The sequence below is a fragment of the Heminiphilus faecis genome (genome assembly GCF_008728965.1).
GTDB lineage: Bacteria > Bacteroidota > Bacteroidia > Bacteroidales > Muribaculaceae > Muribaculum > Muribaculum faecis.
In genome coordinates this window covers 15,473-41,583 of the sequence record NZ_VSMC01000010.1, presented here as the reverse complement: position 1 = coordinate 41,583, position 26,111 = coordinate 15,473, and the positions used below count along the sequence as shown (strand labels likewise).

General features: G+C 45.6%; 24 protein-coding genes and 1 riboswitch. Of the genes, 6 read left to right on the top strand and 18 right to left on the bottom strand.

What is annotated here, in order from left to right; all coding sequences use genetic code 11:
* Window positions 1–18 precede the first annotated feature (18 nt).
* Entirely contained in the window at window positions 19–645 is a 627-nt protein-coding gene (locus tag FW767_RS05890; protein ID WP_147438781.1) for a porin family protein, read from the top strand.
* Here the strand turns inward: FW767_RS05890 and FW767_RS05885 are convergent.
* Window positions 624–1,076: a type I restriction enzyme HsdR N-terminal domain-containing protein gene (locus tag FW767_RS05885; RefSeq protein ID WP_121699562.1), complete on the bottom strand. Its 453-nt coding sequence runs from the start codon at window positions 1,074–1,076 to the stop codon at window positions 624–626. The two genes, FW767_RS05890 and FW767_RS05885, sit on opposite strands and share 22 nt — an antisense overlap.
* 71 nt (window positions 1,077–1,147) lie before the next feature.
* Between FW767_RS05885 and holA the strand changes: the two genes are divergently transcribed.
* A complete protein-coding gene (gene holA, locus FW767_RS05880) occupies window positions 1,148–2,185 on the top strand; it encodes a DNA polymerase III subunit delta (RefSeq protein ID WP_121699563.1) in 1,038 nt (345 codons plus the stop codon).
* 9 nt (window positions 2,186–2,194) lie between these two features.
* On the opposite strand, the gene FW767_RS05875 is transcribed toward holA, so the two are convergent.
* From FW767_RS05875 to FW767_RS05865, 3 genes are all read right to left on the bottom strand, one after another.
* The gene (locus FW767_RS05875; protein ID WP_121699564.1) at window positions 2,195–2,878 is read right to left on the bottom strand and encodes a porin family protein; all 684 of its coding nucleotides are present in this window, start codon (window positions 2,876–2,878) and stop codon (window positions 2,195–2,197) included.
* Complete coding sequence (locus tag FW767_RS05870) at window positions 2,875–4,662, bottom strand: lytic transglycosylase (protein ID WP_205523829.1); 1,788 nt, start codon at window positions 4,660–4,662, stop codon at window positions 2,875–2,877. The genes FW767_RS05875 and FW767_RS05870 overlap by 4 nt, the downstream gene beginning before the upstream one ends.
* Window positions 4,663–4,883: 221 nt before the next feature.
* A complete protein-coding gene (locus FW767_RS05865) occupies window positions 4,884–5,582 on the bottom strand; it encodes an OmpA family protein (protein WP_121699566.1) in 699 nt (232 codons plus the stop codon).
* A gap of 172 nt (window positions 5,583–5,754) precedes the next feature.
* Between FW767_RS05865 and FW767_RS05860 the strand changes: the two genes are divergently transcribed.
* A complete protein-coding gene (locus tag FW767_RS05860) occupies window positions 5,755–6,681 on the top strand; it encodes a DMT family transporter (RefSeq protein WP_205523828.1) in 927 nt (308 codons plus the stop codon).
* 2 nt (window positions 6,682–6,683) lie between these two features.
* Here FW767_RS05860 and FW767_RS05855 read toward each other — a convergent pair whose 3' ends face one another.
* The 8 genes from FW767_RS05855 to thiD all read right to left on the bottom strand — a co-directional run bounded on the left by FW767_RS05855 (window position 6,684) and on the right by thiD (window position 13,165).
* Window positions 6,684–7,232 carry a DNA alkylation repair protein gene (locus FW767_RS05855; protein ID WP_121699567.1) on the bottom strand — a complete coding sequence of 183 codons (549 nt, stop codon included), beginning with the start codon at window positions 7,230–7,232 and terminating at the stop codon, window positions 6,684–6,686.
* A complete protein-coding gene (thiH, locus tag FW767_RS05850; protein ID WP_121699568.1) occupies window positions 7,229–8,344 on the bottom strand; it encodes a 2-iminoacetate synthase ThiH in 1,116 nt (371 codons plus the stop codon). The genes FW767_RS05855 and thiH overlap by 4 nt, the downstream gene beginning before the upstream one ends.
* An 11-nt stretch (window positions 8,345–8,355) precedes the next feature.
* Entirely contained in the window at window positions 8,356–10,056 is a 1,701-nt protein-coding gene (gene thiC, locus FW767_RS05845) for a phosphomethylpyrimidine synthase ThiC (protein WP_121699569.1), read from the bottom strand.
* Between the two features lie 18 nt (window positions 10,057–10,074).
* The gene (locus tag FW767_RS05840) at window positions 10,075–10,848 is read right to left on the bottom strand and encodes a thiazole synthase (RefSeq protein WP_121699570.1); all 774 of its coding nucleotides are present in this window, start codon (window positions 10,846–10,848) and stop codon (window positions 10,075–10,077) included.
* Between the two features lie 68 nt (window positions 10,849–10,916).
* Window positions 10,917–11,537 (bottom strand): thiamine phosphate synthase, encoded by a 621-nt coding sequence (locus tag FW767_RS05835; protein ID WP_121699571.1) that lies wholly within the window; start codon window positions 11,535–11,537, stop codon window positions 10,917–10,919.
* A 21-nt stretch (window positions 11,538–11,558) separates the two neighbouring features.
* The gene (locus FW767_RS05830; RefSeq protein WP_121699572.1) at window positions 11,559–12,146 is read right to left on the bottom strand and encodes a thiamine phosphate synthase; all 588 of its coding nucleotides are present in this window, start codon (window positions 12,144–12,146) and stop codon (window positions 11,559–11,561) included.
* Complete coding sequence (gene thiS / locus FW767_RS05825; protein ID WP_121699573.1) at window positions 12,136–12,336, bottom strand: sulfur carrier protein ThiS; 201 nt, start codon at window positions 12,334–12,336, stop codon at window positions 12,136–12,138. Before thiS ends, FW767_RS05830 begins: the two co-directional genes overlap by 11 nt.
* Window positions 12,337–12,346: 10 nt before the next feature.
* Entirely contained in the window at window positions 12,347–13,165 is an 819-nt protein-coding gene (gene thiD / locus FW767_RS05820; protein ID WP_121699574.1) for a bifunctional hydroxymethylpyrimidine kinase/phosphomethylpyrimidine kinase, read from the bottom strand.
* A 66-nt stretch (window positions 13,166–13,231) separates the two neighbouring features.
* Window positions 13,232–13,330, bottom strand: a riboswitch (TPP riboswitch).
* A 153-nt stretch (window positions 13,331–13,483) separates the two neighbouring features.
* Between thiD and FW767_RS05815 the strand changes: the two genes are divergently transcribed.
* The 3 genes from FW767_RS05815 to FW767_RS05805 all read left to right on the top strand — a co-directional run bounded on the left by FW767_RS05815 (window position 13,484) and on the right by FW767_RS05805 (window position 18,833).
* Window positions 13,484–13,768 (top strand): hypothetical protein, encoded by a 285-nt coding sequence (locus FW767_RS05815; protein ID WP_150980395.1) that lies wholly within the window; start codon window positions 13,484–13,486, stop codon window positions 13,766–13,768.
* Window positions 13,769–13,771: 3 nt separating this feature from the next.
* Window positions 13,772–18,502: a DUF4062 domain-containing protein gene (locus FW767_RS05810; RefSeq protein ID WP_147438782.1), complete on the top strand. Its 4,731-nt coding sequence runs from the start codon at window positions 13,772–13,774 to the stop codon at window positions 18,500–18,502.
* A gap of 97 nt (window positions 18,503–18,599) precedes the next feature.
* The gene (locus FW767_RS05805; protein WP_121699577.1) at window positions 18,600–18,833 is read left to right on the top strand and encodes a hypothetical protein; all 234 of its coding nucleotides are present in this window, start codon (window positions 18,600–18,602) and stop codon (window positions 18,831–18,833) included.
* A gap of 134 nt (window positions 18,834–18,967) precedes the next feature.
* On the opposite strand, the gene FW767_RS05800 is transcribed toward FW767_RS05805, so the two are convergent.
* The 6 genes from FW767_RS05800 to FW767_RS05775 all read right to left on the bottom strand — a co-directional run bounded on the left by FW767_RS05800 (window position 18,968) and on the right by FW767_RS05775 (window position 26,060).
* Window positions 18,968–21,445, bottom strand: coding sequence for a glycoside hydrolase family 31 protein (locus FW767_RS05800; RefSeq protein WP_121699578.1), 2,478 nt, complete (start codon window positions 21,443–21,445; stop codon window positions 18,968–18,970).
* 101 nt (window positions 21,446–21,546) lie between these two features.
* Window positions 21,547–23,697: an AraC family transcriptional regulator gene (locus FW767_RS05795; RefSeq protein WP_205523827.1), complete on the bottom strand. Its 2,151-nt coding sequence runs from the start codon at window positions 23,695–23,697 to the stop codon at window positions 21,547–21,549.
* A gap of 72 nt (window positions 23,698–23,769) precedes the next feature.
* Window positions 23,770–24,561: a nitrilase-related carbon-nitrogen hydrolase gene (locus tag FW767_RS05790; RefSeq protein ID WP_121699580.1), complete on the bottom strand. Its 792-nt coding sequence runs from the start codon at window positions 24,559–24,561 to the stop codon at window positions 23,770–23,772.
* Window positions 24,554–25,099, bottom strand: coding sequence for a 1-acyl-sn-glycerol-3-phosphate acyltransferase (locus FW767_RS05785; RefSeq protein WP_121699581.1), 546 nt, complete (start codon window positions 25,097–25,099; stop codon window positions 24,554–24,556). Before FW767_RS05785 ends, FW767_RS05790 begins: the two co-directional genes overlap by 8 nt.
* A 20-nt stretch (window positions 25,100–25,119) precedes the next feature.
* A complete protein-coding gene (locus tag FW767_RS05780; RefSeq protein WP_121699582.1) occupies window positions 25,120–25,482 on the bottom strand; it encodes a hypothetical protein in 363 nt (120 codons plus the stop codon).
* A 95-nt stretch (window positions 25,483–25,577) separates the two neighbouring features.
* Complete coding sequence (locus FW767_RS05775) at window positions 25,578–26,060, bottom strand: energy transducer TonB (protein ID WP_121699583.1); 483 nt, start codon at window positions 26,058–26,060, stop codon at window positions 25,578–25,580.
* Between the last annotated feature and the right edge of the window lie 51 nt (window positions 26,061–26,111).

Here is a 26,111-nt window from a genome sequence, read left to right as displayed (position 1 = left end):
GAAAATAATATAAAGACAATGAGAAAGTATATCCTCAGCCTCGCTGTTGTGGCAGCCATTATAACTACAGTAAATGCTTCGGCGCAGTTTCGTTACGGCCCTATGTTGGGTATGGACATAACTACTATGAAGTTTAATCAGAAGCTGTTTAACGTTGATAGCAATGTCGGGTTTTCGGCCGGTCTTGCTACCGAGCTTATGTTTCCGGGGATTGGATTTGGAGTTGATGCCGGTATATTTTACCAGCAGCGTGGTGCCACACTCAATCTCGGCGAACGTGAAGTGTGGGCTTCGCAGGGTTACGGTAAGGAACGTTGTTACCTTCACTATATTGAGGTACCTGTGAATTTACGGTTTAAGTGGACTCGCATGAATGGTCTTGAGGATTATGTGGCTCCTTTTGTATTCGGAGGTCCTACATTCTCTATATTGGCGGCTCACAGCGATATAAAGGCATTGGACTATCCTTTCGGTGATGTAGGCCTTACAGCCGGTTTCGGTGTGGAAATATATCGTGACTGGCAGGTGTCAGGCAGCTACACTTGGGGCCTTATGACTGCTGCAAGCACAAAACTGCTTGATGATTTTAACTCCAAAAACCGCACATGGAACGTGCGTGTGGTCTATTTCTTTAAATCCCGATAAAAAGGTATTTCCTTAAGAAAACGGTATGAGTGATTGCTGTAATCTATTTCGCAGCAATAATGGACCATTCCGTTTGACACGATAAGGTAGGGTGCGTTAAGTACCATGCTATAGCGTGCTATCTGATCAAATGTCTTTTGGCTTAAAGTTACTGTCGGCGCTTTATATTCTATGATGGCTACCGCTTCGCCTTTTGCATTGAACAGCACGCTGTCGCATCGGCGTTGGGTCCCGTTTAGCGTCAGCCCCACTTCATTGCCCATAAGCGATGGAGGAAAACCTCGGTCTTTTATAAGGAATTCGATAAAATGCTGTCTTACCCATTCCTCCGGGGTAAGAGCCACATATTTGTTGCGCAGACGGTCAAATATCTTGATTCCGGAGGCTCCGCGTTGCAGGGCCACTTCATAATGCGGCAGGTTTAATTGCATGTATCTATATTTGCGTTGCGTTGAAAATTTCCGTAAATTTACAAAAAATATCTCGATAACGTTCATGCGCCATGGCACAATCCGCAACCACTTCCGACTTTGATTCAATTGTATTGCAAATTAATTCTCGCAATACCGCTCCGGTCTATCTGCTACATGGTGAGGAAGGATATTATATTGATGAACTGCTGAAGCGTTTTGAAGCCATGGTGCCGGAGGCTGACCGGGACTTCAATCTGTATACGTTCTATGCGCCGGAAACGACTCCCGATACGATTATGGATGCCTGCCGCCGATATCCGATGATGTCAGACCGGCAGGTAGTTCTTGTTAAGGAGGCGCAGGCTGTGCCGGCGGCGCAACTTAATCGACTGCATCTGTATGTGTCGTCAAGCACTGCTTCTACCATACTTGTCATTGCTTGCCGTGGAGAAAAATGCAAGGCCAAAGATCTGCTTAAACAGATTGGGGCTAACGGAGGTGTCATATTTGACTCCGTTCCGCTTAAAGAATCGGCAGTAGCACCCACTATAAGCAAGTATATAAAATCCAAAGGACTTAATATAGAGCAAAAAGGGCTTGCCATGCTTCGTGATTATATAGGTGCCGATTTGTCAAGAATCTATAATGAAGTCGACAAACTTGCGGTAGCGCTTTCTTCCGGAGCTACCATAACTCCTGAGGTGATAGAAAAGCATATCGGAGTCAGCAAGGACTACAATAACTTTGAATTAGTCAATGCGTTGGCGCTGAAAGATGCCAGACGGGCTTTTACTATAGTAAATCATTTTTGCCGTGATCCTAAAAAAAATCCCGTTATGGTCACCATTCCTACAATATGGAATTATTTCTCGAATCTTCTGGTAATGTTATATAGTCCCGATAAGAGCGATGCCGGGTTGTGTGCCGCCATAGGGCGCAAGGGCACTTGGTTGCCGTCGGATTATAAAGAGGGATTACGCAGCTACAATGCATGGAAACTGATTGAAATCATTCATGCTATAAGAGAAGCCGACTGTCGTAGCAAGGGTGTGAAATCACGCATGGACCCTTATGATATTCTGCATGATCTGATTTTTCGGATACTGACCGCTCAAGGCCGTCTGTGACAAGCCGCCTTATTTAAGACGGTAGGAGTATCCGAGGGTGACCATGATAGACATACCCCGTGATGCAGAGAAAGTGTCGCGACGATCGTCGGGGAATATGTTTCCGATACCGAAGTAGTAGCGTGCCTCAAGATTGATCAGGTGACGGCGTTTAAGCGCGAACTCGATACCAGCACCACCCGATATGCCGTAATCAAATTTGTTGGTCGGCTCCATTGTGAGCTGGTCGGTCATGCGGTTGTCGGGAAAGTCGGGCAGAGCGCCTATGTTGTTGACGTCGAAATTGGCGGAGTAGCTTGTGCCTACAAGAAAACCCACCTCCGGACCGAGATTAATGAAGCCTTTCACTTTCTTGTTGCCAAAAAATATAGTGGTAAGCAGCGGTATCTGTATATAGTCCAGCTTGCGTTCGAAAGAGTATGGGGCTTCTTCAAAATCCTCTTTCCATCCGCGTTGTTCGAAGTTTACTTCCGCTATGAGTCCGAATATTTTTTCTTCCCAGTATTTAAAAGTTATACCGGCGGTTTCACCCATGACAAACGACTGCTTTACACTTGGTGTAAACGACATCTGCGATAATGTTATACCGGCTTTTCCGCCAATCGATATCTTGGATGTGTAGTGGGCTTGTGCCGCACATGTTATAATCCCAAGTATAAGAGAAAATGCTATTGCGGTTATGGTTCGTTTCATTGTATGGCCTGTTTTTCTGTTATACCTGACGGACGGTAATTTATGAAGTATAGGGCGTCATTTACTTTTCCTGCCACATTTTCCGGACCGGTAAAGTGGAAGCCGCTCTGTATGCCGTCATAGAAGTAGTTGGGCTCACCGACATTCTCACAGTTTCGGTTTATGGCTTTTATAAGATAGAAGCCGGTGTCGAAGCCAAGCATGCCCTGTACGGGGACAGCTGACATGAGCGGAGTGCCGTAGCGGTTTACGTAAAGTTCGGTAAATTGTTTGCTACGGTAGCTGTCGTTGTCATTAAAGAAGCGCGAGTAGACAGTGGCGTTCATCAGGTGCAGATTGTCGAGTGCGTCACCTCTGAACGTAATCCATTCCGGATAGCCGAACATTCTTACAAGGCTGTAGTCGTCCAATGCTTCACGGTAGTTTTTGAGTGCGCTTATAATATGGCTGAATTCTGATGAGGTAGCCGATTCTGGGATAAATATATATGATGACGAAGTATTGAGTTTCTCAAGGTCTGAAGCCTTTAGATAGCTGTTATAGCTTATATCGACATACTTTTGTTCGTCTTCATCGAGTCGTTTGCGCAGCATCTGGCAAAATTCAGCTTTATCGGTCTTGCCTCCGAGAGCAGACAGAAATACTGGTATATAATCGCCTTTGCGGTTCATGAACTCGTTGATAGCTTGCTCGTACATTGACGAGTGTGGTATATTGGCCTGCAGTATGTTGGGATTTGTAAGATATTGGGTGCCTTTGACGGCAAATATATTAAGCACTTTTGCGTCATGTAAAGTGGCATAATCCGCTATTAGATTTAGTTGCTCGTCATTGTCGGGAGTTATTATTATATCGGCTTTTGTCATTTCAGGACGCGTAAGTATTGCCTTTACGCTGTCGGTATTATTGGACGAGTCATAGGCCCGGATTATTATATGGCGCTTGCTGTCGCGCAGGCTGTCGGCCGCTACAAGCAGACCTTTGTAAAATTCTGTATACAACTGTGCCTGCTTGTCAGGCGAGGTCTGACCGAGCATGAACGGTAAAATAACTACAACTTCCGTTGCCTCTTTTGCTGACACTGTTTCTGTAGAGTCAGAAGCTTCGGGATTGAGCAAAGACAGCAAAGATTCATCATTATCAGCGTCTGTGTTGTCGTCTTCTTCCGGTTTTTGCTGTGATTCAGGTGTGTGGCTGACCGTTGGCGTTTCGGGCTCATCATACGGTTCCGTAGTGTATTCTGTAATGTCGTCATTTGGTACATCCGCCTTTTCTTCAGGCTCTGCATATCTGTCCTCTGTTTCGTCTGTATTATCTGATGATGACGGTATATGTAGAATTGTACCGCGTTTAAGACCGGTTTTGATTTGTGGATTGGCTTCAATAAGTTCATTTTGGGTTATACCGTAATGCTTGCTTATACCGTATACAGTCTCTCCTTTTTCTACGAGATGCACTTTGTCATTTTTTCTGCTTCTTGCCGGCTTGTCAGTGTTATCGGTATCTTCAGGTTGACCTACCGAACCTGTGTTTTTAGATGAATCACCAAGATCGGGCATCTCATCTACCGGGAAATATAATGTCATACCGGCGCGCAGACCGTCGGCAACCGAAGGATTGTATCTTATTATGTCGGCTTTGGTTATGCCAAGTTCTTTCGTTATACCATATATGGTTTCTTTCGACTTTACTTCGCGGTAAAAGTATTCTTTTCCGTTTATGGTTTTGGTGGGTAAGCCAGCTCCAAAAATGTTGATACTGGCTGATAATGAGGCTGAAATCACAACTAAAGTTGCGACGGAGCGGTATAAAAACCGGAGTGGTTTATATTTTAATTCCATATCTGTCTATTACGGATTAACGCTACAAATTTACATAGAATTTGCCGATTTACATCTACTTGCATATAAAAAATGTGTATACTCCGGCTATTGGTTTGTAATTAATAAAAATAACGGACACTGCCAAGTGGCGGTGCCCGTTATTCTGATGGGTTATAATGACATTAATTCAATGTGCCGTTTTCTGCCTCCTGTACCATCTGAGGACTGGCGGTAATGTATATTTCCACACGGCGGTTTTGAGCACGCCCGGCTGCTGTTTCATTTGACGCTACATAATCGGCCATAGGTATGCCTTTGGCGGTAAGGCGGGTAGGGCTTACTCCTGAGTTTACAAGATAGGTTAGCACTGCCGATGCTCGTTCATTGGATAATTTTTCGTTTACCGCATATGAACCTGTGTTGTCTGTGAATCCGAGGATTTGAACATCGGTCAGCGGGTTCTGCTTCAGCGATACTGCAAACTGGCTCAAGTCCTGACGGGCCTGTGTGTTGAGTGTGTACTTGCCGGTGGGAAAGAGAATACCGCCTTCAAATGTTACTTTTATCGCTTGAAGACCGTTTTGATCGGTGGTCTGTTCAACTGTTGCATCAGGCAATGATGCTTCAAGCTGTTGCTGTTGTTTGTCCATCTTTTTACCTATAAGAGCACCTGCTCCTGCACCTACGGCCGCACCGATGGCGCTTCCTATACCTGCGCCCTTGCCGCCTCCGATTAAAGCACCTAAACCGGCGCCTACAGCCGCGCCTCCTCCGCCTCCTATCAAGGCGCCTTTACCGGTATTTGTCATCGAATTACATCCCGATGAAAGGAGCATACATGCCGACAAAAGGGCTGCTCCTGTGATTTTTAGAAGTCTCATAATTACGTGTTAAAATTAAGTTAATATATCCGCGATTGCAAAGATAACAATATTATCAAATACATGCGATATTATTTTCTCTTTACCTTTAAATACAAGATAAATCGGTTAATTGTTTTCGTCTTGTGGGGATTTTTAGCTAAGTTTGCATATTATTTGAATTGCATGGAAAATGAGTTATTTGTCACATATAGGGCGTAGCCGCATGTTCTGGTTTCATTTGGGCGCAATCCTTACGATTGTGGCGTGGGGCATATCGTTTGTATCCACAAAGGTATTGCTTGACAACGGGTTGCAGCCTACTGAAGTATATATATACCGTACGCTGCTTGCTTATATTCTTGTACTTGCTGTTTGTCATAAGCGCATACTCTCCAATTCGTTACGTGATGAACTTCTTTTTGTGGCCTGTGGGCTGTGTGCCGGCTCGCTTTATTTCATTGCTGAAAATACGGCTCTCGAATATACGCTTGTGTCAAATGTATCGCTTATCGTCACTCTTGCCCCTCTTATTACTACATTGTTGGTGGGGGCGGTTTATAAAAGCGAAAAACCTACCAAAGGTATTTTGATAGGTTCTTTTATAGCTCTGACAGGAGTCGGTTTTGTCATATTCAACAGCAGTTTCGTACTTGATGTCAAACCGCTCGGTGACTTGCTTTCGCTTGCAGCAGCGGTGTCGTGGGCTGTATATTCGCTTGTGCTTAGAAAACTTAATGCGTTTTATACAGTGATGTTTATTTCGCGTAAGACATTTTTTTATGGTATGCTTACTGCGTTGCCGTTCTTATGGTTTCAGCCCGAACAGACATCTTTCTCTGTCCTGATGAAGCCGGAGGTATGGCCTAACTTCTTGTTCCTCGGAGTATTCTGTTCGATGCTTGCATTTATTATATGGGCATGGTCAAATAAAGGACTTGGAGCGGTTAAAGCCAATAATTACCTGTATTTTCAGCCGATAGTCACTCTTGTTGCGTCGGCTCTGTTTTTGGGCGAGAAGGTGTCGATAATAGGCTATACCGGTTGTGCCTTGATTTTGGCGGGAGTATGGCTTAGCGACCGTTTCGGTTCACGAAAAGCGAATTCCCGCCATAAATAAATTTATAATTCGTTGCTCAGAAAATCAATTTCTTCAATCAAAGCATGTGATATGTAACGCGTAAGTTCTGCATCGCGGTTGAGCTCGGCTGTGGCGTATGCTTTTATTTCAGCCTTGCCCTCGGGCAGCAGATTGAACATGAGCCGCAATGCCGTGTAGCGGTTCATGTCGGTGTCGCTTACTATTAATTCGTCGGCCAACATCCTTGCAAACGGCAAGTGCTTGAGCAGTTTTATGCAAAGCACGTCGGCAACTTCGGCCGTGGGAACTGCATTAGCCCATTCTCTCGCTGTATTTATGTCCATCTCCTCTCTGGGAAATATCATAGGTGCGAGCAGCATGCTTTCTCTTGTCGATGAATTTGCCCAAAGTTGTCGGGCCAGTTCCTGTGACGGAACTGTTTCCGATGCTATTTCCGACAGATGGGGTAGATTCACACCGAATATTATTTTATACGGAGCACCCATACGGCGCATGTAATCGGCCACCGCTCCGTTGCGCATCGCGTACAAGCGGTGTTTTACTTCCTGCATTTTATTGAATTGTGTCATACTATGTCAAATATTTTATCCCAGTCTTTCCATACGGTTTCATATCCGAGCCTGCGTATACTCTCTGCTACGACATTGGGGCTACGGTCGTCGCTTACTTCAAATTGTTCCAGCGAGTCGGGTGTTACGGCATAACCGCCCGGATCGGTCTTGCTTCCGGCGCTCATGGATGTGACTCCGAGTTGCATCATATTTTCTCGGAAAGCAGGATTTTCACGTGTCGAATAGCTTATATCAACATCATGATCAAAAATCCTGAAAGCAAATGTCAGTTGCGCCAGTTCCTTGTCGCTCATGACGACATTGGGCTGAAAGCCACCTTTGGAAGGCCTCATACGCGGAAAGTTGACCGAAAATTTTGTTTTCCAGTAATTTTTACGCAGATAACGCAGATGACGAGCCATCATGGTAACGTCGGTGCGCCAGTCTTCAAGACCGATCAATACCCCCATGCCTATCTTGTGTACTCCGGCCTGTCCCATACGGTCGTAGCCGTTTAGACGCCAGTCATATATCGACTTCATGCCTACAGGGTGATATTTCTTATAGTTGGCTTCATTGTAAGTTTCCTGAAAGCACACCACTCCGTTGAGTCCCGACTGAGTAAGTCTGTAGTAGTCCTCTGATTTCAGCGGCTGCACCTCGATGCTCAGGTTGCTGAAGTAGGGCCGGCATGTATGGAGTGCCTGTTCAAGATAGTCGATGCCTGCCTTTGCCGGATTTTCTCCGGTCACTATGAGTAGATTTTCAAACGGACCGAGCCGGCGTATGGCCTTGCATTCCTCTTCAATCTGCTCCATTGTCAGTATAGTACGCCTGAATGGATTGTTGCGGTTGAAGCCGCAGTATACACACGCGTTGGCACATGAGTTCGTTATGTACATAGGTATGTACATGCTTATAGTCTTGCCGAAACGCTCTTGCGTGTAACGGCGGCTTAACCGGGCCATTGGCTCGATATAATCCGCGCCGGCAGGCGATATGAGCGCCATGAAGTCGTTGACGTCGGGTTGCTCCTTGTCAAGAGCCGCCTCGACATCGCGTGCTGTCATTGACGCTATGCGGCGTGTGGTGTCGTCCCAGTCATATTTTTTTATCTCGTCGTAAAACATCGCAAAGTATATTATTTTACACAATTGTCGGCAACCGACTGCGATATGCGCATGGCGCAGAAGTTGGGGCCGCACATTGTACAGAAACGGTCATCGCCTTTATGACTCTCTACATAGTATTGTCGTGATCGAGCAGGATCAAGCGACAGGTTAAACTGGTCTTTCCAACGGAAATCATAACGGGCTTTGCTCATGGCATCGTCTCTTACCTGTGCTCCGGGATGGCCTTTTGCCAAGTCGGCCGCATGGGCGGCTATTTTGTATGTTATCACTCCGTTGCGCACATCTTCGAGGTCAGGCAGTGCAAGATGCTCCTTGGGAGTCACGTAACATATCATGGCTGTGCCCATCCATGCTATCTGCGCCGCTCCGATGGCCGAGGTTATGTGGTCATATCCCGGTGCGATGTCTGTGGTGAGCGGACCGAGGGTATAGAACGGGGCTTCGTGGCATGATGATAGCTGGCGGTCCATATTCTCGCGTATCTTGTGCATGGGCACGTGTCCCGGCCCTTCTATAAGTACTTGTACATTATGACGCCATGCTATTTCAGTGAGTTCTCCGAGTACGTCGAGTTCAAGGAACTGTGACTTGTCGTTGGCGTCATGTATGCAGCCCGGACGCATGCCGTCGCCAAGCGATACCGCCACATCGTAGGAGGCAAGAATTTCGCATATATCCTCAAAGTGTGTATAAAGGAAGTTTTCCTCATTGTGAAGTACTGTCCATTGGGTCATTATGGAGCCTCCGCGCGATACTATGCCGGTAAGACGCTCTTGGATTAGATCGGCATGGGCGCGAAGTACTCCGGCATGTATTGTAAAATAATCGACTCCCTGTTCGGCCTGTTCTATAAGGGTATCGCGATATATTTCCCATGTTAACGCATTAACATCGCCGTTCACTTTCTCCAATGCCTGATAGACGGGTACAGTACCTACCGGTACGGGGCAGTTGCGTATTATCCATTCACGGGTTTCGTGTATATTTTCACCTGTTGAGAGGTCCATGAGTGTATCACCTCCCCAATAGCAGCTCCACACGGCTTTGCTTACCTCCTCTTCTATGCCCGATGACAGGGCCGAGTTGCCGATGTTGGTATTCAGTTTTACAAGAAATTTACTCCCTATAATCATGGGCTCGCTTTCGGGATGATTGATATTGGCTGGAATTACGGCACGACCTGCGGCAATCTCTTCGCGGACCAGCTCTGGTGTTATGTGGCTTTTTATTCCGAGCATGTCGTTGTTCATATTTTCACGGATGGCCACATATTCCATTTCAGGTGTTATTATGCCTTTTCGCGCAAGTGCCATCTGCGTTATCGCCGCTCCTTTACGTGCTTTGCGTGGAGCATGGCGGTGGGTGAAGCGTATGCTGTCGAGTGAAGTATCCGCTTCACGTCTGCGTCCGTAGTCTGAAGTTATGCCGTCGAGCTGCTCAAGGTCGTCACGCTCTGCAGTCCATGACTCGCGTGTGCGCGGCAGCCCTTTGTTTATGTCTGTATTTATTGATGAGTCTGTGTATGGGCCGCTTGTGTCGTAAATGTAAACAGGCGCGTTTTCGTAAACCAAGCGCTCACCGTTGATAATTTTTACAGTGGGTGTGAGGCTGACTTTGCGCATAGCTACCTTTATGTTGTGTATTTTGCCGTCAACATATACTTTTTCCGAACCCGGGTATGACTGAAGGTCTATGTCATTGATTTCCATTGCGTGATATTAAATGCGTTATTCTAAAAATGAAGTGAGAGGCGACGTAGCCTGTGCCGATGAATACTGTCGGCCAAGTCCTGCAAGACGAGCCTTGCGTCCGGCCTCTACCGCGAGCCTGAATGCCGAGGCCATTTCCACCGGGTCGTCGGCAACAGCTATGGCAGTATTGACAAGAACGGCATCGGCTCCCATCTCCATGGCATCAGCCGCATGTGACGGAGCCCCGAGACCGGCGTCTATCACTACCGGCACGCGGCTTTCAGCTATGATTATTTCAAGCAGGTCGCGTGTCTTAAGACCTTTATTGGTGCCTATAGGTGCTCCAAGCGGCATCACAGCCGATGTGCCCGCCTCCTCAAGTCGTTTGCAAAGTACCGGATCGGCTTGAATATAAGGTAGTACTTTGAAACCTTCTTTGGCAAGAAGCTCGGTGGCTGCAAGGGTTTCGATAGGGTCGGGCAGTAGATATTTGGGGTCGGGATGTATTTCAAGTTTTATGAAGTCAGTATGAAATATGTCTCGCGACAGTTTGGCCGCGAGCACGGCCTCTTTGGCATTGCGCACTCCCGATGTATTTGGCAGAAACTGTACTTTGTCGCGATTTATATGGCGTAGCATATCATCGCCACGTTCGTTATCCATGTCTATGCGTTTCATCGCCACTGTTATCATTTCAGAACCGGAAGCCAGTATTGCCTCAAGCATCAGTTTGTTGGACGAGAATTTACCTGTGCCCACAAACAGCCTTGAATTGAATTCGCGTCCGCCTATGTTCAAAGAGTCATGCATGTTGATGTGATAATGTTGTTAAAATCTGATTTAACGAGTGTTATTTAACTTGAATTGGTTGTTTGGTGTCAGTCCTGTTTTAGTTTGGAAAGGATTTCACGTGTATATTCTACCGGATCAGGAGCGTTGATTATGGTTCCTGACACGGCTATTCCTTGTACACCGGTCGACATTATGTCGTCTATGTCATCGAGAGTTATACCTCCTATAGCCACAACCGGAAGTTCTGACCCGGCTTTTGTGACTTCTGACATAATATCGCGATAACCTTCAATGCCGAGAGTAGGTGATAGTTTTGTTTTGGTCGTAGTGTGGCGAAAGGGTCCCAGACCCACATAGTCTACGTCAATGCCGCGCATATTTATTATATCGGTCGCAGTATTGGCCGTGACTCCTATTATGGCATGCGGCCCGAGGTACTCGCGGGCCTTGGCAGGCGACATATCTTCTTTTCCGATATGCACGCCGTGTACGCGTAACTCCTTTACAAGTTCGACGTTGTCGTCGATTACAAGTATTACATCGTTTTCTCTACATATCGGTATTATTTCGAGGGCAGTGTCTCGCAGTTCGTCATACGAGGCTTCTTTCATGCGTAGCTGTATCCACTTGCAGCCGCCTTCAATCACCATTTTTACTTCTTCCGCTATGGAGTATTTGTCAGAAGGATGAGTTATGAATTGTAACATTGTATTATATGTATCATTATATTATAGCGCACTTGTCAGTTTATCAAGCCGCTGTGTCAGTTCATCGGTTGTTTGAGCTTCCCAGAGATATCCGAGTACGGCATATCCGATAAACGGATATTGTTTCAGCTCGGATATATGCCCGGGTGTTATGCCGCCGAGTGCCACGACTTTTCCGAGAGGAAGTGATGATAGCTGCTCGTGGGTGAATGCTCCTTCATATCCCGGTTTTGAGATGCTGTTGCATATAGGGCTTAGAGTCACGAAATCGACATATTGTGCCGCTTCATTGACTTTTTCGACCGAATGGCATGTACGGCTTACCGACCCGTGGTAAAGTAGCGGGGCTTGGGGACATCTTGAGTTGAGGTGTATGCCTCCGAGATTGAATTCGTTCAATAACTCGAAATGCCCGTGCAACCTAAGCCTCGAATGATAACGTTGTGGTATATCTTCGATAATACGTTTCATGTCGCTATATGTGGCTCCGGGATGACGTAGGTGCACAAAGGTTGCGCCTCCGTCAAGTATGGTGGCTATCTGTCTTGCCTCGTCGTGACGCACGTCTTGAGGTGTTATGGCTATAAGCACCGCCTTTTTATCCGCCATAGAACGGTTCTATGACGAGAACGGTGTCGCCCTCTTTTAGTATTGTGGAGTCGCGGTCGGTCAATGACACAACTTCTCCGTTAAGAGCGGTCGCTATGTCTGTGGGGTCAATGCCTGCCAGATTCAATGCTCCCTGAAGGGAAGTGTGTTCTGGCACACTTAACGGCTTGTTGTTTACAGTAATGTTCATGACTTGGAGTTTAGTTATTGATTGTTTCAAGTTTGACAGGTGAGTATAGGTGGTTTACAGGCCCGTGTCCGGCTCCTGTCTTGATCTGCGCTCCTGCTTTTAGAGCTTCATATATATAGTTTTTGGCCTTTATGACACTATCATGTATTTCATGACCTTTGGCCAAAAATGACGCTATTGCCGATGATAGTGTACAACCGGTGCCATGTGTATTGACCGTGTCTATTCGTCTGCTTTCTATCGGTATAAGTTTTTGACCCGGAGCAAGTGACAGTAGGTCGGCCGATATTCCCGTTTTGTCTATGCGGTCACCGCCTTTGAGCAATACGGTTTGCGCTCCCATTTCGTGCAGTCGTCGGCTTTGCAGAACCTGATCGTCAGTCCCCGTCAGCACCACGGCTTCGTTAATATTGGGAGTAATGACTGTCGACAGCGGTATAAGCCGTTTTATAATCGTCGCTATGGCATCGTCACTTAGCAGTCTGTCACCCGATGTAGCTACCATGACAGGATCGAGAACAATGTTTTCGGCTCTGTTTTCAATCAGCGCGTCGGCAACAGCATTCACAATATCGGCTGAAAACAGCATGCCGGTTTTTACCGCCATCGGGCGTATGTCATTGAATATGGCGTTTATTTGTCCGTATACAATCGACGGGGCTATACCTTGAACTTCGGTCACTCCGCATGTGTTTTGTACTGTAATAGCCGTAATTGCGGTCATGGCATATACACCGAGAGCCGACATGGTTTTTATATCGGCTTGAATACCGGCGCCGCCTGAACAATCGGAGCCCGCTATGGATAGTGCTGTGCGGTAAGTGAACATGTATCCTTTTATGCTAATAACAATGTTAGCGACAAAAAGGCTGTTGCACACCTGATAAAATTTGTTGGACTACAATCCGACAATCCCTTCGCCGGTCTTAACCGTTTCAGGTTCGTAGGGTATGATCTCAGCTCGCATAGGTGTGCGGCACCCCTTTGTCTTCACCTGCAAAATTAGTCAGTTTATATAATAATACAAAATTTTATTCGTAAAATATCCGATAGAATGTTTTTAATCAGAAATGTGAGGAATATGTAAAGATTTATCATATATTTGCATTATGTTAATTCAATGCACGACCTTTAAATTTATAAAAGCATGAAAGCATTTTTGCAGTTATTATGGCCTCTGGTCATTGGTCTTTTGTCCGCGTGGCTCCTTTCTATAAATCCCGTTAAGGAATATGGATGGTTTATTGGACTTATACATGGAGGCCTCCTTGTCCCAAACTGGATTATAAGCAGGTTTGACAGTTCATGGTTGCTTTCGGCGCCGCTACATACGACTATGTATACTGTAGACTGGTGGATAGCTGCGGTATGTGCCTGTATCAGCTGGGTCTGGATAGTCATCGGCTTTTTCAGAAATCTTTTCCGCAAATAGACAGTGTCTGTTTTAAGACATAAGTATATAAGGTTTTTTATAAGCTCCACCTTCTCTGACATGGAGGTGGAGCGCAATTTGTTGCGCAAGGTCATAGAGCGCCTTGACAAGGAGTACGAGAGTCTCGGCTGGCAGATAGAATACATAGATCTGCGGTGGGGCATAAGTCCTGATGCCGGCGAAGACAACCGTACAATGACAATATGCCTTAATGAACTTGCACAATGTCAGAAACTGTCACCACGCCCCAATTTTATAATGCTTATCGGCGAGCGCTACGGTTGGCGTCCGCTCCCTGAGACGATTTCAATCGCTGACATGAGGCGTGTATACGAAGCGGCTATGCCGGAAGAGGTAGAACTGCTTGACCGCTGGTATGTGCGCGATGACAATGACCTGACTATGCAGGGTGCCTATGTGCTGAAAAGTCGTCTTGGTTCCGGGTATGACGGCGAACGTTTTCATCGTGAAGTCGAGTTGCCGTTGCTTATACTGTTTTACCGTGAGTTGCCCTTTACCGACTGTTCGGCCACGGAGATGGAGATACGCAAAGGGGCTCTTGATGCCGCTCATGCATCCGACCATGTGTTTGCTTACATGCGTTCGCTTAAGGATGTGCCTGACGATAAACGTGTCGCATATTATGACAGTGATGCGTCAGGATTGGAGTACATAGCCCGATTGAGGAGGAAAGTTTCGGAACTGGCCAAGCCTGAAAATGTCTACGAAGAAAATATTGCGTGGGAGGAATATCTTTCTGACGGTTTTGCATCGCGTTTTTCGCAAACCATTGAAGAGCATTTACGGAAAATAGTTGAGAAAGAGGTATCTCGCGAGTCTGTCGATGATATAGACTACGAGTTGTTTGAGCATCGAGAATATGCCGCATCGGAGGCCGTGGGTTTTTATGGACGAGCCGATGACATTAAAAAGATAAGAGAATACGTAGACTCGACTGAACCGGATATGCCGTTATGGATTAAGGGAGATTCCGGACTTGGTAAAAGTGCGTTGATGGCTAAGGTCGTGTCGCTGTATACCGCCGATAAGAGCTATTGTGTCATGCCGTTTTTCAGTAGCCTTACACCGCGCTCTTCCGGTGCTCAATCAATGTTGGAGTTGGTCTGTAACTGCTTTGACCGGGAGTATGCCGACCGGTATCGAAAGGATAAACGTAAGCCATATGAAAAGTTTGTCAATCTTGTGGATGAAGCGCATCGTTTTTCTCATGATAAACGGTATCTGATTATAATAGATGCGTTTAATCAGCTTGACAATACAGGATATGATGATTTTGACAGTCTCATATGGGCTGCTGACAAAGAAAAGTTACTGCCCTCCAATGTAAAAATCATCATAACGTCAACCACGGAGGGACGTTTCCCAAAGGAGCATCCCCGGTTACATGTTATGCATCTCGAAGCGATTAAGAGTGATGCGTTGCGGGTGGTTGTATCGCGTTTGCAAGCTGCGGGCAGGCGATTGCAGTCTTTTCAGTTGGCACAGCTAAAGGTGCTGTTGGGCGACAAAGAGCAGTCAGCCCTGTATCTGTCGCTTTTGTCGTCGGTCCTGCAGCATTATGACTCGACTATGGATCTTACCGGACTTCCGGGCGACTATGTGTCTATGTGCTCGATGATACTTGACAGGCTCGCCTCACCGCAGATGCACGGTCGTAGACTTACACAACTAGCGCTTGCCATGATTGTTACGAGCAGCGATGGTGTTGATGTGAATTCGCTTAACGGTCTTCTTGCGTCAGACTATGAACTGCAGGCCGAACTTATGGAACGCAGTTTTCATTTATGGATACAGGAGGATGTCAAAAGTGTGCCGCCTATAATATGGAGCCGCCTGTTTTATGACCTTGACCGTGTGATACTTGTTTCGCGCAGCACATCCATAGGAGTGGCGGTTAAAGTGCGTCATGATGCCATACACGAGTTTATAAAATACCGCTGGCTTACCGAAGATGAGCGCAAGCATGCGAGCGAGCTGCAGGTGCGTTGGTATGAGGAAAATTTGTTCAAAGAGAACAAACTCGCCATACGCGACTTTGTTCATGCCGTACATGCCCCGGTGGATGATATTCACTCTTTAGACGATGCTTTTGATAGTGCGCTCGACGGCACGCTTTACGGAGAGGAGGAGATGTCAATCCGTAAAGCTGTAGGTCGTAAGCTATGGGGTATACTTTCCGACGAGCGATATATTCTGTTGAAAGAAAAGTACTTTCCCGATACGATAGTCAGTGAATATGATCGGCTGTTGTCTATATATACCGAATTGGGCGATATACGTCGACGGGAACTTGTCTCGCAGATGAAGAATTTTGTAAGCTATACGAGTTTGGATGACAAGGCGTTTCGGGAGTCATGGTCAGTAGGACAAAACATGCCGCCATTGTCGCCACTTGAACTTCAGGCGAGGATGATTAACCTTTGGGACGGACACCCGTTGCGGGAAATTCCGCCAGAGCGCCTCTACTCGAAATTGATGCGTGACAAACTTAATAATATCGACAGTGAGCGTTATACTCTATTCAGCATAGATAATTGCGGCCGGTATCCGTGGCTCAACCCGTCAGGTGAAAAATTGTATCGTATAGTAACAGGTGCCGACGGACATCCTATACTCGAACGATTGGATCTTGTGTCAGGTACGATAGAAACGATATTTATATTTATAGAACCGTTTACTTACGCCATATCTGCTGACGAAAAAATTCTTGCCATGCATTATTCTGAAAGAATCCAAGTGTTTAAATTGGTGGGAATGATACCGATCCTTAGTATATTCAATAAGGGTATCATATGGATGAGTCTGTCAGAGAACGGACAATACATTGCTTACGGAGGCCCGACAATAAAAACATACAGGGTGGAAATCGCTACCTCCCGCAGTTATACATGGATTTCGGCTGATGAGGGAATGTTGTCCCCGTCAGGAAACCGACTTTGGATATATTACATAAAGGAAGTTCCGGAAAGGGAAAAGGAAAAATGGGATAGTATTGTAGGTTGCTGCGATTTCGTTTCTCTTAAAAGCGATACTGTAGCTTTTAAATATGATAAAAAACCGAGATTGACCAGTTGGTCATTTTCGCGTAATAAAATTATCGGATGTTCGGAGCATATTGCTGTTATTGATGGTGATCAGGGTAAAATATTTAATTTTCAAGATAATCGATTACGATATTGGAAGCATTATCGACAAGCTCCTATTAATTCGGTGAAATTTATTCACGGAACATCGGATTTTTATCTGTTCTATCTCTGTAGCGGGGCATATCAGATTGCGAGAGTTGCCAATACTATGTTGTCGGTAATTGAACAGGGCAACATGCACGTTGTAGATCAAGTGACCCCCGATTTCACACGGGCGTTGTCAATAAGCAATAAAAAGGTATTTGATTTCCGGCAGTTGCGTAAGAGCTTTGCGGTAAATAATCATGGTAATTATTCTGGAATAAACAGTTTTTCCGCGTCTTATTCCGGAGATGTTATGGTTGTATCTATTGGCCGGAATGTTGCGTGGGAGACCGGTGAAATACGTGTCCCCGTATTGACGGTAAAAAACTCTGCCGGAGAGTACGATGAGATGTTTCTTGATGTCGACCGGTCAGAGTATTGTCATTATGTATCGGCTTCGGCAGTATCTCCTGATGGTAAGTATCTCGCTTATTGTACATACACAAATCAAGAGTCTATTATATTTGTTTATGATGTAAAGTTTAATAAACTATTATCTAAATATAAAATATGTGCGCAGGCTTCATCTATATTGTTTACTAGTGACAGCTTTTGGTTTGTTGTCATTACAAGTGATTGGCTATTTAGATCGGATATGTCATTGTATTTGTTTGACTGTACCGGAAACTTTGTAAAAGAACTATTAATTGAAAAGGATTGCTACCTTGATGAATACAAGGTGGCAGCATTATCGCCCGATAACAGATTCGTATCGGTAGGCATTTCCGGACCTATGATTGATTTATCTTCATGCAAAGTAGTAAGTCACGGGAAGAAAATGGACGGTAAGTTCTCGCTTAAGGCTATTAGAAAATATGAAGACAGGAGATACGACAACTATGATGTGCGAGGTTTGTTTCACCCTGTAAATTCGACTGTTGTTGACCGATATCTTGAAAACGGAGAGTTGTGTATAAGTATTTCCGCATCGGGTCGTTATATGTTTACTATAGACACTGGTGCCACTATGTCGGTTGTCGATAGTAGAACTGGACAGGTTCTTTTCCGTTTGAATAATGTTGAGTCTGTGCTGCCTGTGGCTGATGATCGACATTTATATGTGTCGTGTTACGACAATACAATATCGCTTTATGATGTTGACGGGACTCGACTGCAGTTTACGTCGCTTCACAATGCCAAAGCTAAGCGCTATTGGCAGAGTACCGCGCAAGGACTTGCCGTAGCCAAACATGACTGCCATTGTGCACTGTTCGCGACCGATCCTGCTCATAAGGTTAACGAATTGCCTGTAACCGTGCTGCGTCGCCGGTGGGATCTTACGACCGGAAAATTGCGTGACCCGGAGGCGGTGTGCCCGATGTGCGGCCACGTAATCGATAAAGGATTTTCTGTTGATGAAATGCATTGCCCCGGCTGTGGTCACCGGTTGCGGCTTATTGTCAATACCGATAAAAATTATCCTGTCAAAATATTGAACGGCATACTGAAAATACCGGCTCTCGCCCGCAAAATCATAAAATAATTCACATTTTGATTTATGGATAGAAGGCTTTGAAAGTATCTGTAAGACGTATTGTCAGAAAATAAAGGATTGCTTCAGAAAAATAAAATAATGAGATATGAAGAATTGGAAATCGATTATATTTAGCGTGTCTATAGTGGTTGTGTATATTGTAAATTCAGCACTACTCCCAACTTGGAGCCATACTCTCGTCGGTGTATTTACCGGCTTGATATTAGGCGCCGGCTATTGGCTTACCGGCAATAAACTAAAGATGTGGATTCGTATTTTAATCTCCGTTGCCGTTGCTATTGCTGCCGCTGCGATAGTAAGAATATTCTGTATTGAGTGAACTGTGTGCTACTGTCTTTTTAACCGCTCCGGATTATCTGTGCTGACTTTTATCGGACATCAACAATAGAAAATAAACAAGTGAGGAAGCGGTCATAATGGCGCTTCCTCACTTTTATTGTGAATCTAAATAATTTAGAGCTTTACTTTCAGTTCGTTGCCTGAGTAATTTACCGACTTGGTGACTTTCATCGGTTTGTTGCCTGCACCTGAGTTTTCCGATACAAGTACGATGTTGAAATTACGGTTTTTATCCATTCCGGGATATTCGCCGTTGCGCTTGCCTATTGTAAGGGTCTTGGCTTTGTTATCCCACTTGAAGTCGATGGTGGAGTAGATGCCTTTCTCGTAATTGTAGTTGTCGTTTTCATCTTCGTATAAAGTGAACGAACCGTCAGCGCCGGGGTATACCCTTATTTCAAGATTGGTCCAAGGCTTTTCTGTCGAATACTGTACATCAGGACCGAAAGGCATTATGCTGCCTGCTTTTATATACAATGGAATAGTCTTGATTGTAGTCGTTTTTTCGATTGTGCGGCCTCCGGGTATCAGTTCATTTGTCCAGAAGTCATACCATTTTGCACCCTTGGGCAGATACACTGCTGTTGATGACGGAGCCATGAAATCGACTTTTTTTGTACTCAGGCTTTCATTGTTCATGTCGCCGGCTATGTTCCAACCTGAGTTTTCATCGGCTTTCACTATCTTTTCAGGCGTATATTGGGCTTTCAGCACGGGAGCAACCAGTATGTTGCGCCCAAACATGAACTCGTCGTTGCACTCCCATGTCTTGCGGTCGGCTTTGAAGTCCATCATCAACGGACGTAGATAGCTGTCGTTGTTGTTTGTTACCTGCCATGAGGTAGAGTATATGTAAGGCAACAGTGAGTAGCGAAGTCTGATGCCCTCTTCAATGGCATCGTAAATCGGTTCGCCTTTTTCGCCGAAGTAATATATCTCGCGGAATATGTCGGCTCCGTGCGAGCGCATCATCGGAGTAAACGTACCCATCTGGAGCCAGCGCACATAAAGTTCTTGGAAAAGTGGGTTTTTCGGTGCCGAGTTGTCGCCTGAACGCTTGTTGTATTGGTTACAGAAGAAGCCTCCTATATCGGAGTTGCAGTTGGGGTTTCCGGTAAGGGAGAAATTCATAAGAGCCGGTACGGTATTGCGCAGCATATCCCATGTCGAGGTGACGTCGCCGGTCCATACGTTGCATCCGTAACGTTGTTGTCCGGCCCATCCCGAACGTGTGAGAATAAATACGCGTTTGTCGTCGGAGGTTGCGCGCTGGTGGTCGTATACTCCGCCTACAGTCATCAGCGGGTATGCGCCGCGTACACGGCGGAATGAGCCTAATGCTGTTTTGGTGTCCATATCTTTAGATGTGACATCGAAGTGGTCGGGTTCGGTAGAATCCATCCACCATCCGTCAAGCCCAAAGTCAAAGAGGCGTTTCAGGTTGTTCCAGTAAATATCGCGGGCTTCGGCGCTGTAAGCATCATATACGCGTACACCTGAAGGATAGTCCATGCGGGGAGGCCACTGTTCTGCTATGCCAGATTGCGGCCATGTGGAGAAGTTAAAAAGCAGCCCTTTGGCGTCCAATTCGCGGTAAGGCTTTGTCTGGGGTCCGAATGAAGACCATATTGATATTATGGCATGAGCATTCATGTTATGGATGGAGTCTACCATCATCTGCGGTTTGTTGAATTCCGGATTCATGAATTCCATTGCGTTCCACAGGTAATTGTTGCCCCAGTATTGCCAGTCCTGTATGATGCCGTCGATGGGCACACCGAGTTTTCTGTGTTTGTCAACTACCTCAAGAATCTCGTTTTGCGACTTGTAGCGTTCGCGGCTTTGCCAGAAGCCATAGGTCCATAGCGGGAACATGGGCACGGTGCCGGTCAGTGTGCGCATCTCGGCAATCACTCCGTCGGCATTTCCTCCATACATAAAGTAATAGTCAGCCAAGTCTCCGACTTCGGAGTCAAATGTCATGCCTTCGGCATTGTCGGAGAAAACGGTGGGGGAGTAGTTGTCCCAGAATAAACCGTATCCTTTTATTGATTGAATGACCGGTATGCCGTCCTCGATATTTCCGGGCATAAGTCTTCTGGAGAAATTACGTAATGACAGCTTGCCGTTCTCATAATTTCCGAGTCCGTATATGGGCTCTTCCTTATCAAGTACAAATGATTGCTTCACATTGAATGACGGTACTCCGGCATCAAGCATGGGGGTGAACATAGCGTTGTTTTTTTCCTTCAGCAATAATCCGCCTTTGCTGTCGGCAAATGATACCGTTCCTTTTTTTGTGTTGAGGGTTACCTTCAGTTTCGAACTTTTAAGCGTGATATTGTCACCGCTGCGTGATGTGGTAAATTTCACGTCTTGTGGCTTTGCTGTCACAGAGTAACTCTCTTTTTCGTTTTTCAAGTTTTCCGGCACTTTTGTCACTCGTACAGTGGACGGAGTGAAGAACTCAAGATTGATGACCATAGAGTCCACGACCGTTTTTATGCCGTGTGGCAACTCTTCTATCGTCTGTCCTTGTATAATGCCGCCGCAGAGCAGTACAAGTGACACAGCAATACATTTAAGTTTCATTTGCTATGATTTTTATGATGTTAAATTGTGGTTAATTATCATGGCAAATTTAACGTTTTAACGTATTTGCAATACAACAATCATGTTGAAATGAACGACAACTATGTTGATTCTTGTGATTTTGCCGCATATTCCGAAGGTTTACACCCATAAATCTCCTGAAAACATTTGCTAAGATAACTTCCGCTGCTGAAGCCGGTCAGTTCGGCTACTTCCGCTATACTTAATCCCCGGTTTTCAAGCAAGAGCTTGGCGGCATGGCGCAGGCGTATATTTCTTATGAACAGACTTGGCGACTGGTCGAGGAGCAACATGAGTTTGCGGTATAATCCCGTCCGGTCCATGCATAGGTCGCGGCTTAACTGCTCTACTGAATAGCCTGCGGTGTTTATGTTGTTTTCGACCAGTTCCATAGCCTTTGATATGAATTGGCTGTCGCTGTCATCCATGGCTTTGGGCGTTTGTGTCGGTTTTGTTGCATTACATTCCGATATTACTCGTTCGTTTTCATATGCATTGCATTGGTCGATGAGGCTGCGTATACGGGCAAGAAGCATGTCCTCCCTGTGTTTGCGCAACATTTTTTTTCGCGACACATTATTATAAATGTATGCCGCCACCAACAATAAGACAATGCTAAATACCGTATACAGGGCGTAAGCCCATACGGTGCGCCACCACGGAGGTCGTATGACTATTTCAAGTTTTGCGATATTTGTTCCGGATTCTACGGTTAGCAGATATTCACCCGGCGGTATGTTGGTATACGGTATTTTAAATGACCGGTTTTCGCCCGGCGGCAAGTTTAGTTTTACGGTATATGGGTCAAGTCCTGACAAGCGGTAACTCAGCGACAGTGAGTCGCGGCTCATATAATTAAGTGTCGAGTACTCAAGGCCAATGAAGTTTTGATTATGAGTTAGTTCGATACGTTCGGTCTTGCTTTCGCTGAAAGGGAGTATTACGTGTCCGTTATAGTCTTTGCCCTGCTCTATACGCTCTCCGTGTATGTATAGAGCCGTAAGCAGCGGTTTATGAGCAAGGCTTTCGTCCTGATATGATTTGCGGGGCGAAAAAATATCTATACCGTAGTCGGTTTTGAAATATACGTTACCGTTGTGAGATACGAATGTATTGGCAGAACCTGAAACCGTATGCCCGATGTTTATTTCCGATAGCTTTATCGGTTTGCCGTCCGATGATTTGTCATTTAAGGCATAAGCATCATTGCCGCAACAATAATATACGCTTCCATCGCGGTTTTCCGCAAAATATCCCGAGGTGTCATTAAGATTGAGCGGATTTAAATATATTTTTCCGCTATCGTATTTCGACGGGTGATAGTACAGTATACCGCGGTTGAATGTGCCGAGCCATATACCGCCATCCATGTCTTCGTATACCGTGCTTATCTCTGTGGCTATCAGGTCGCCGTGTGATGTACGTAAAATTTCGTCATATTTTTTTTCGCCACTGTCGAGGTCTATGATCCACATGCCTCTTTGACAACTTATGTAGGCTTTGTTGTCATCTCCGATGGCAAGTGTGTTAAGGGTATATGGCGTTTCAAGTATTTTTGTCCAAGAGCGTTCTTTTTTGGAAAAATGAAAGAAACCGCCTTTCTTTCCGTTGCGTATCTGATAGAAGCCGTCTTTACCGCTACATATAAGCGACGTGCTGCTGTAGTCCTTTTTTTGTTCTGGCGGGTAAGCGTCGGCATGGTAGAGTATGGCACCGTCGGCTACGGAGAATGCTGTTATGCGGCCGCTGTCATCAAACATATATAAAGTGCTGCTGTCACCTGCCACATCCTGAAGTGTGCCGTTTAGAACTGACCGAGGAAGCGAATTGCCGTTGAATATCAGAGAATCCGTCGATTGTATAATTCGGCGTCCGGTCTCGTCTATGTATATGTCGGTCATGTTTGTATCCGTGACAGGCCTGTAGTTTTCGTAACGCAAGTCTATGCATGACACTTTACCCCAATCCTTTATCCATAGGAGAGAGTCATTGTCAAGATACATGTGATGAAAACCGTTGTATGATTTTAACGGAGCGGTATATTCCGCAGGAAATGCCGGCAGACTTTTGCTATGCGTACCGTCATATATGTCCACTCCGGTTACCGATACAAAAACCATTCGTCCGTCGGGCAACTGGTTTATTGCCCTTACGTAATTGCCTGATTCCTCATGAGGTATGACGACGTTGTCAAATATAAGACCGTTGGCTCCTGTGTGTGACGGTGTCATCAGACATACTGTCAACAAAAAGCAGGTTAAGGCAAAATTACTAAATCGCATCGGCTTTATTATAACTGCGGTTCAGATTGAGAAACGGAAGTGGTCGGTCTCGTTTAGAACAGGAAACTTTTTGCGAAATATCTCAAGGTCGGCAAGTGACAGCTCCGCCAAGCAAAACGTGTCGTCCAAATGCTGTTGTATGGGCCGCCCTTTAGGGTCTATAATCATCGATGCGCCGCTGTATACTCCGTAATTGTCTGCGCCCGACCGGTTGCATCCCAGTACGTAAGCCTGATTTTCAATAGCACGCGCTATAAGAAGGTGTTTCCATGCGTATACTCTGGAATCGGGCCAGTTTGACATGATTATAAGCAGGTCATATGGAGTGACATTGTTATTTCGCAACCAAGCAGGAAAACGCAAATCGAAACATACGGCCATACTTATGTTCCATCCTTTGAAATTGAATATAGGCATCACTTCAGTGCCCGGGGAATACGCATCATCTTCCCCGCTTATTGAAAACAGATGGTGCTTGTCGTAATAGTGTTCATTGCCTGACGGTTCGATGAAAAATGCCCGGTTGTACACATGGCCGTTTTCCAATGCTATGAAAGAGCCGCATAATGCCGTGTCAGATTTTCGTGACCACAGCCTTAGCTCATTCATCGTGGTGCCGTCGACCGGTTCGGCAAGCAGGCGTGCTTCGTCGGGCGCACATATAAAACCGGTGGTAAACATCTCGGGTAATACCGCTATGTCAATGTCAGCGGGAAGCGACGACAATGCGTCAAGCGCTTTGCTCATGTTCTCCTCTTTCGAAGCCCATGATATGTCGAGCTGAACGGCCGCCGTTTTTAAAACTTCACTCATAGTCAGTAATGAATTTTTCCGGATACTTCGCGTTATATTTGCTGTAAAAGTCTTTTATCGCTCTCATATCGGCCTCGATGTTGTCAGTAGGCTTGAATTCCGTGGTTATCTCTATTGTCTTGTTCTTATAGTCGATAGCTCCGAGCAATAGCGGTATACCGGCATCTTTAGCTATATACAGAAATCCGTGGCGCCATTTTGCGGTGCCTTTTCTGGTGCCTTCAGGAGTAATGGCGAGCACAAGGCGCGACGACGCTCCGAAACGCTTTACAATATCTTCGGTCAGTGATGAACCGCGTTTTTTCGGTACGGGAATACCTCCTATAGCTTTGAAAAAATAGCCCAGTGGCCAGAAAAACCACGCCTCTTTCATCAGAAATCCCGCTTTGCGCCCGACCGAGGAGTAGGCGAGTTCTCCGAGTATGAAATCCCAATTGCTTGTATGCGGAGCCACGCATATCAGGCATTTGGCATAATCGGGTGTGGTGATTGTCACCTTCCACCCGATTATTTTAAGTATCCATTTCGACAGTAACATTGCCGAGAATTTTAGATGCTTTATTTTGCGGCTTTAGCCTTGTTCAGCTCTTTTTGTTTTGCGGGAAGAGCTTCGTTCATCTGTTTTACGATATCGTTCATCCCTTCTTTGAAGTCTTTTATCAGTTTTCCGTAAGCTTTGCGGAAATATTTTTCACGGGCCGCTTTGTAAAGATGACGGTTGTCAAAACTCTTTGCATTCTTGTCGAAAGCAAATGACACCTTTTCAATCGACGCACACTGCAAATCGGCAATATTGAATATTATATCTGCCATCTTGGCGCGGTCCACTCCTTCAACAAAATTGCGGGTTATTATACATTCTCCGGCCATATTGCCGCATGCGGCTTTTATAGCTCTTTTGAGTTCACGTTTATTTGCCATAATAAATAGGTTTGAAATGTTTATTCACTGCGAATATAACAAATAAAAACCAAAGATGGGGTCGTATTAAGCAAAAATTGTATCTAAACTTTATTTTACAGACGGAAAACTACCGGAAGTATGCAGTACACCGGCACCGGTGTGCCTTCAATGCGTCCGGCTTTCCATTGGGGCATTGAGTTAAGCACTCTTACCGCCTCGCGGTCAAGCGACGGTTCCACACCCCTAAGTACATTGATATGTGTTATGCTTCCGTCAGGTTGTACGATAAACGAACACAGGACACGTCCGTGTATCCCACGGTTATAAGCCTCGGCCGGATAGCGTCGAGATGAGTTGATATACTGGACAAGAGCGTTGTTGCCTCCGGGAAACATCGGCTGTTCGTCAACATCTACGCTTTCGTACGCTTCGATTATTTCAAACGAGAAGTCTTCGTAAGAGGCGTCGATATCGGCTGTCATGGCTAAGGATTGTGCGGTAGTGTGTGTGACAATGCGTATCTGAGCATATGCCCCGATGCTCGTTGCCGAAAATAGCAATAATGTGATAAAGAGTTTAAGAGTTATATATTTCATGATTTCCAAACTGAAATGTATCGCAAATATAGGAGCGTAAAGCGATATATC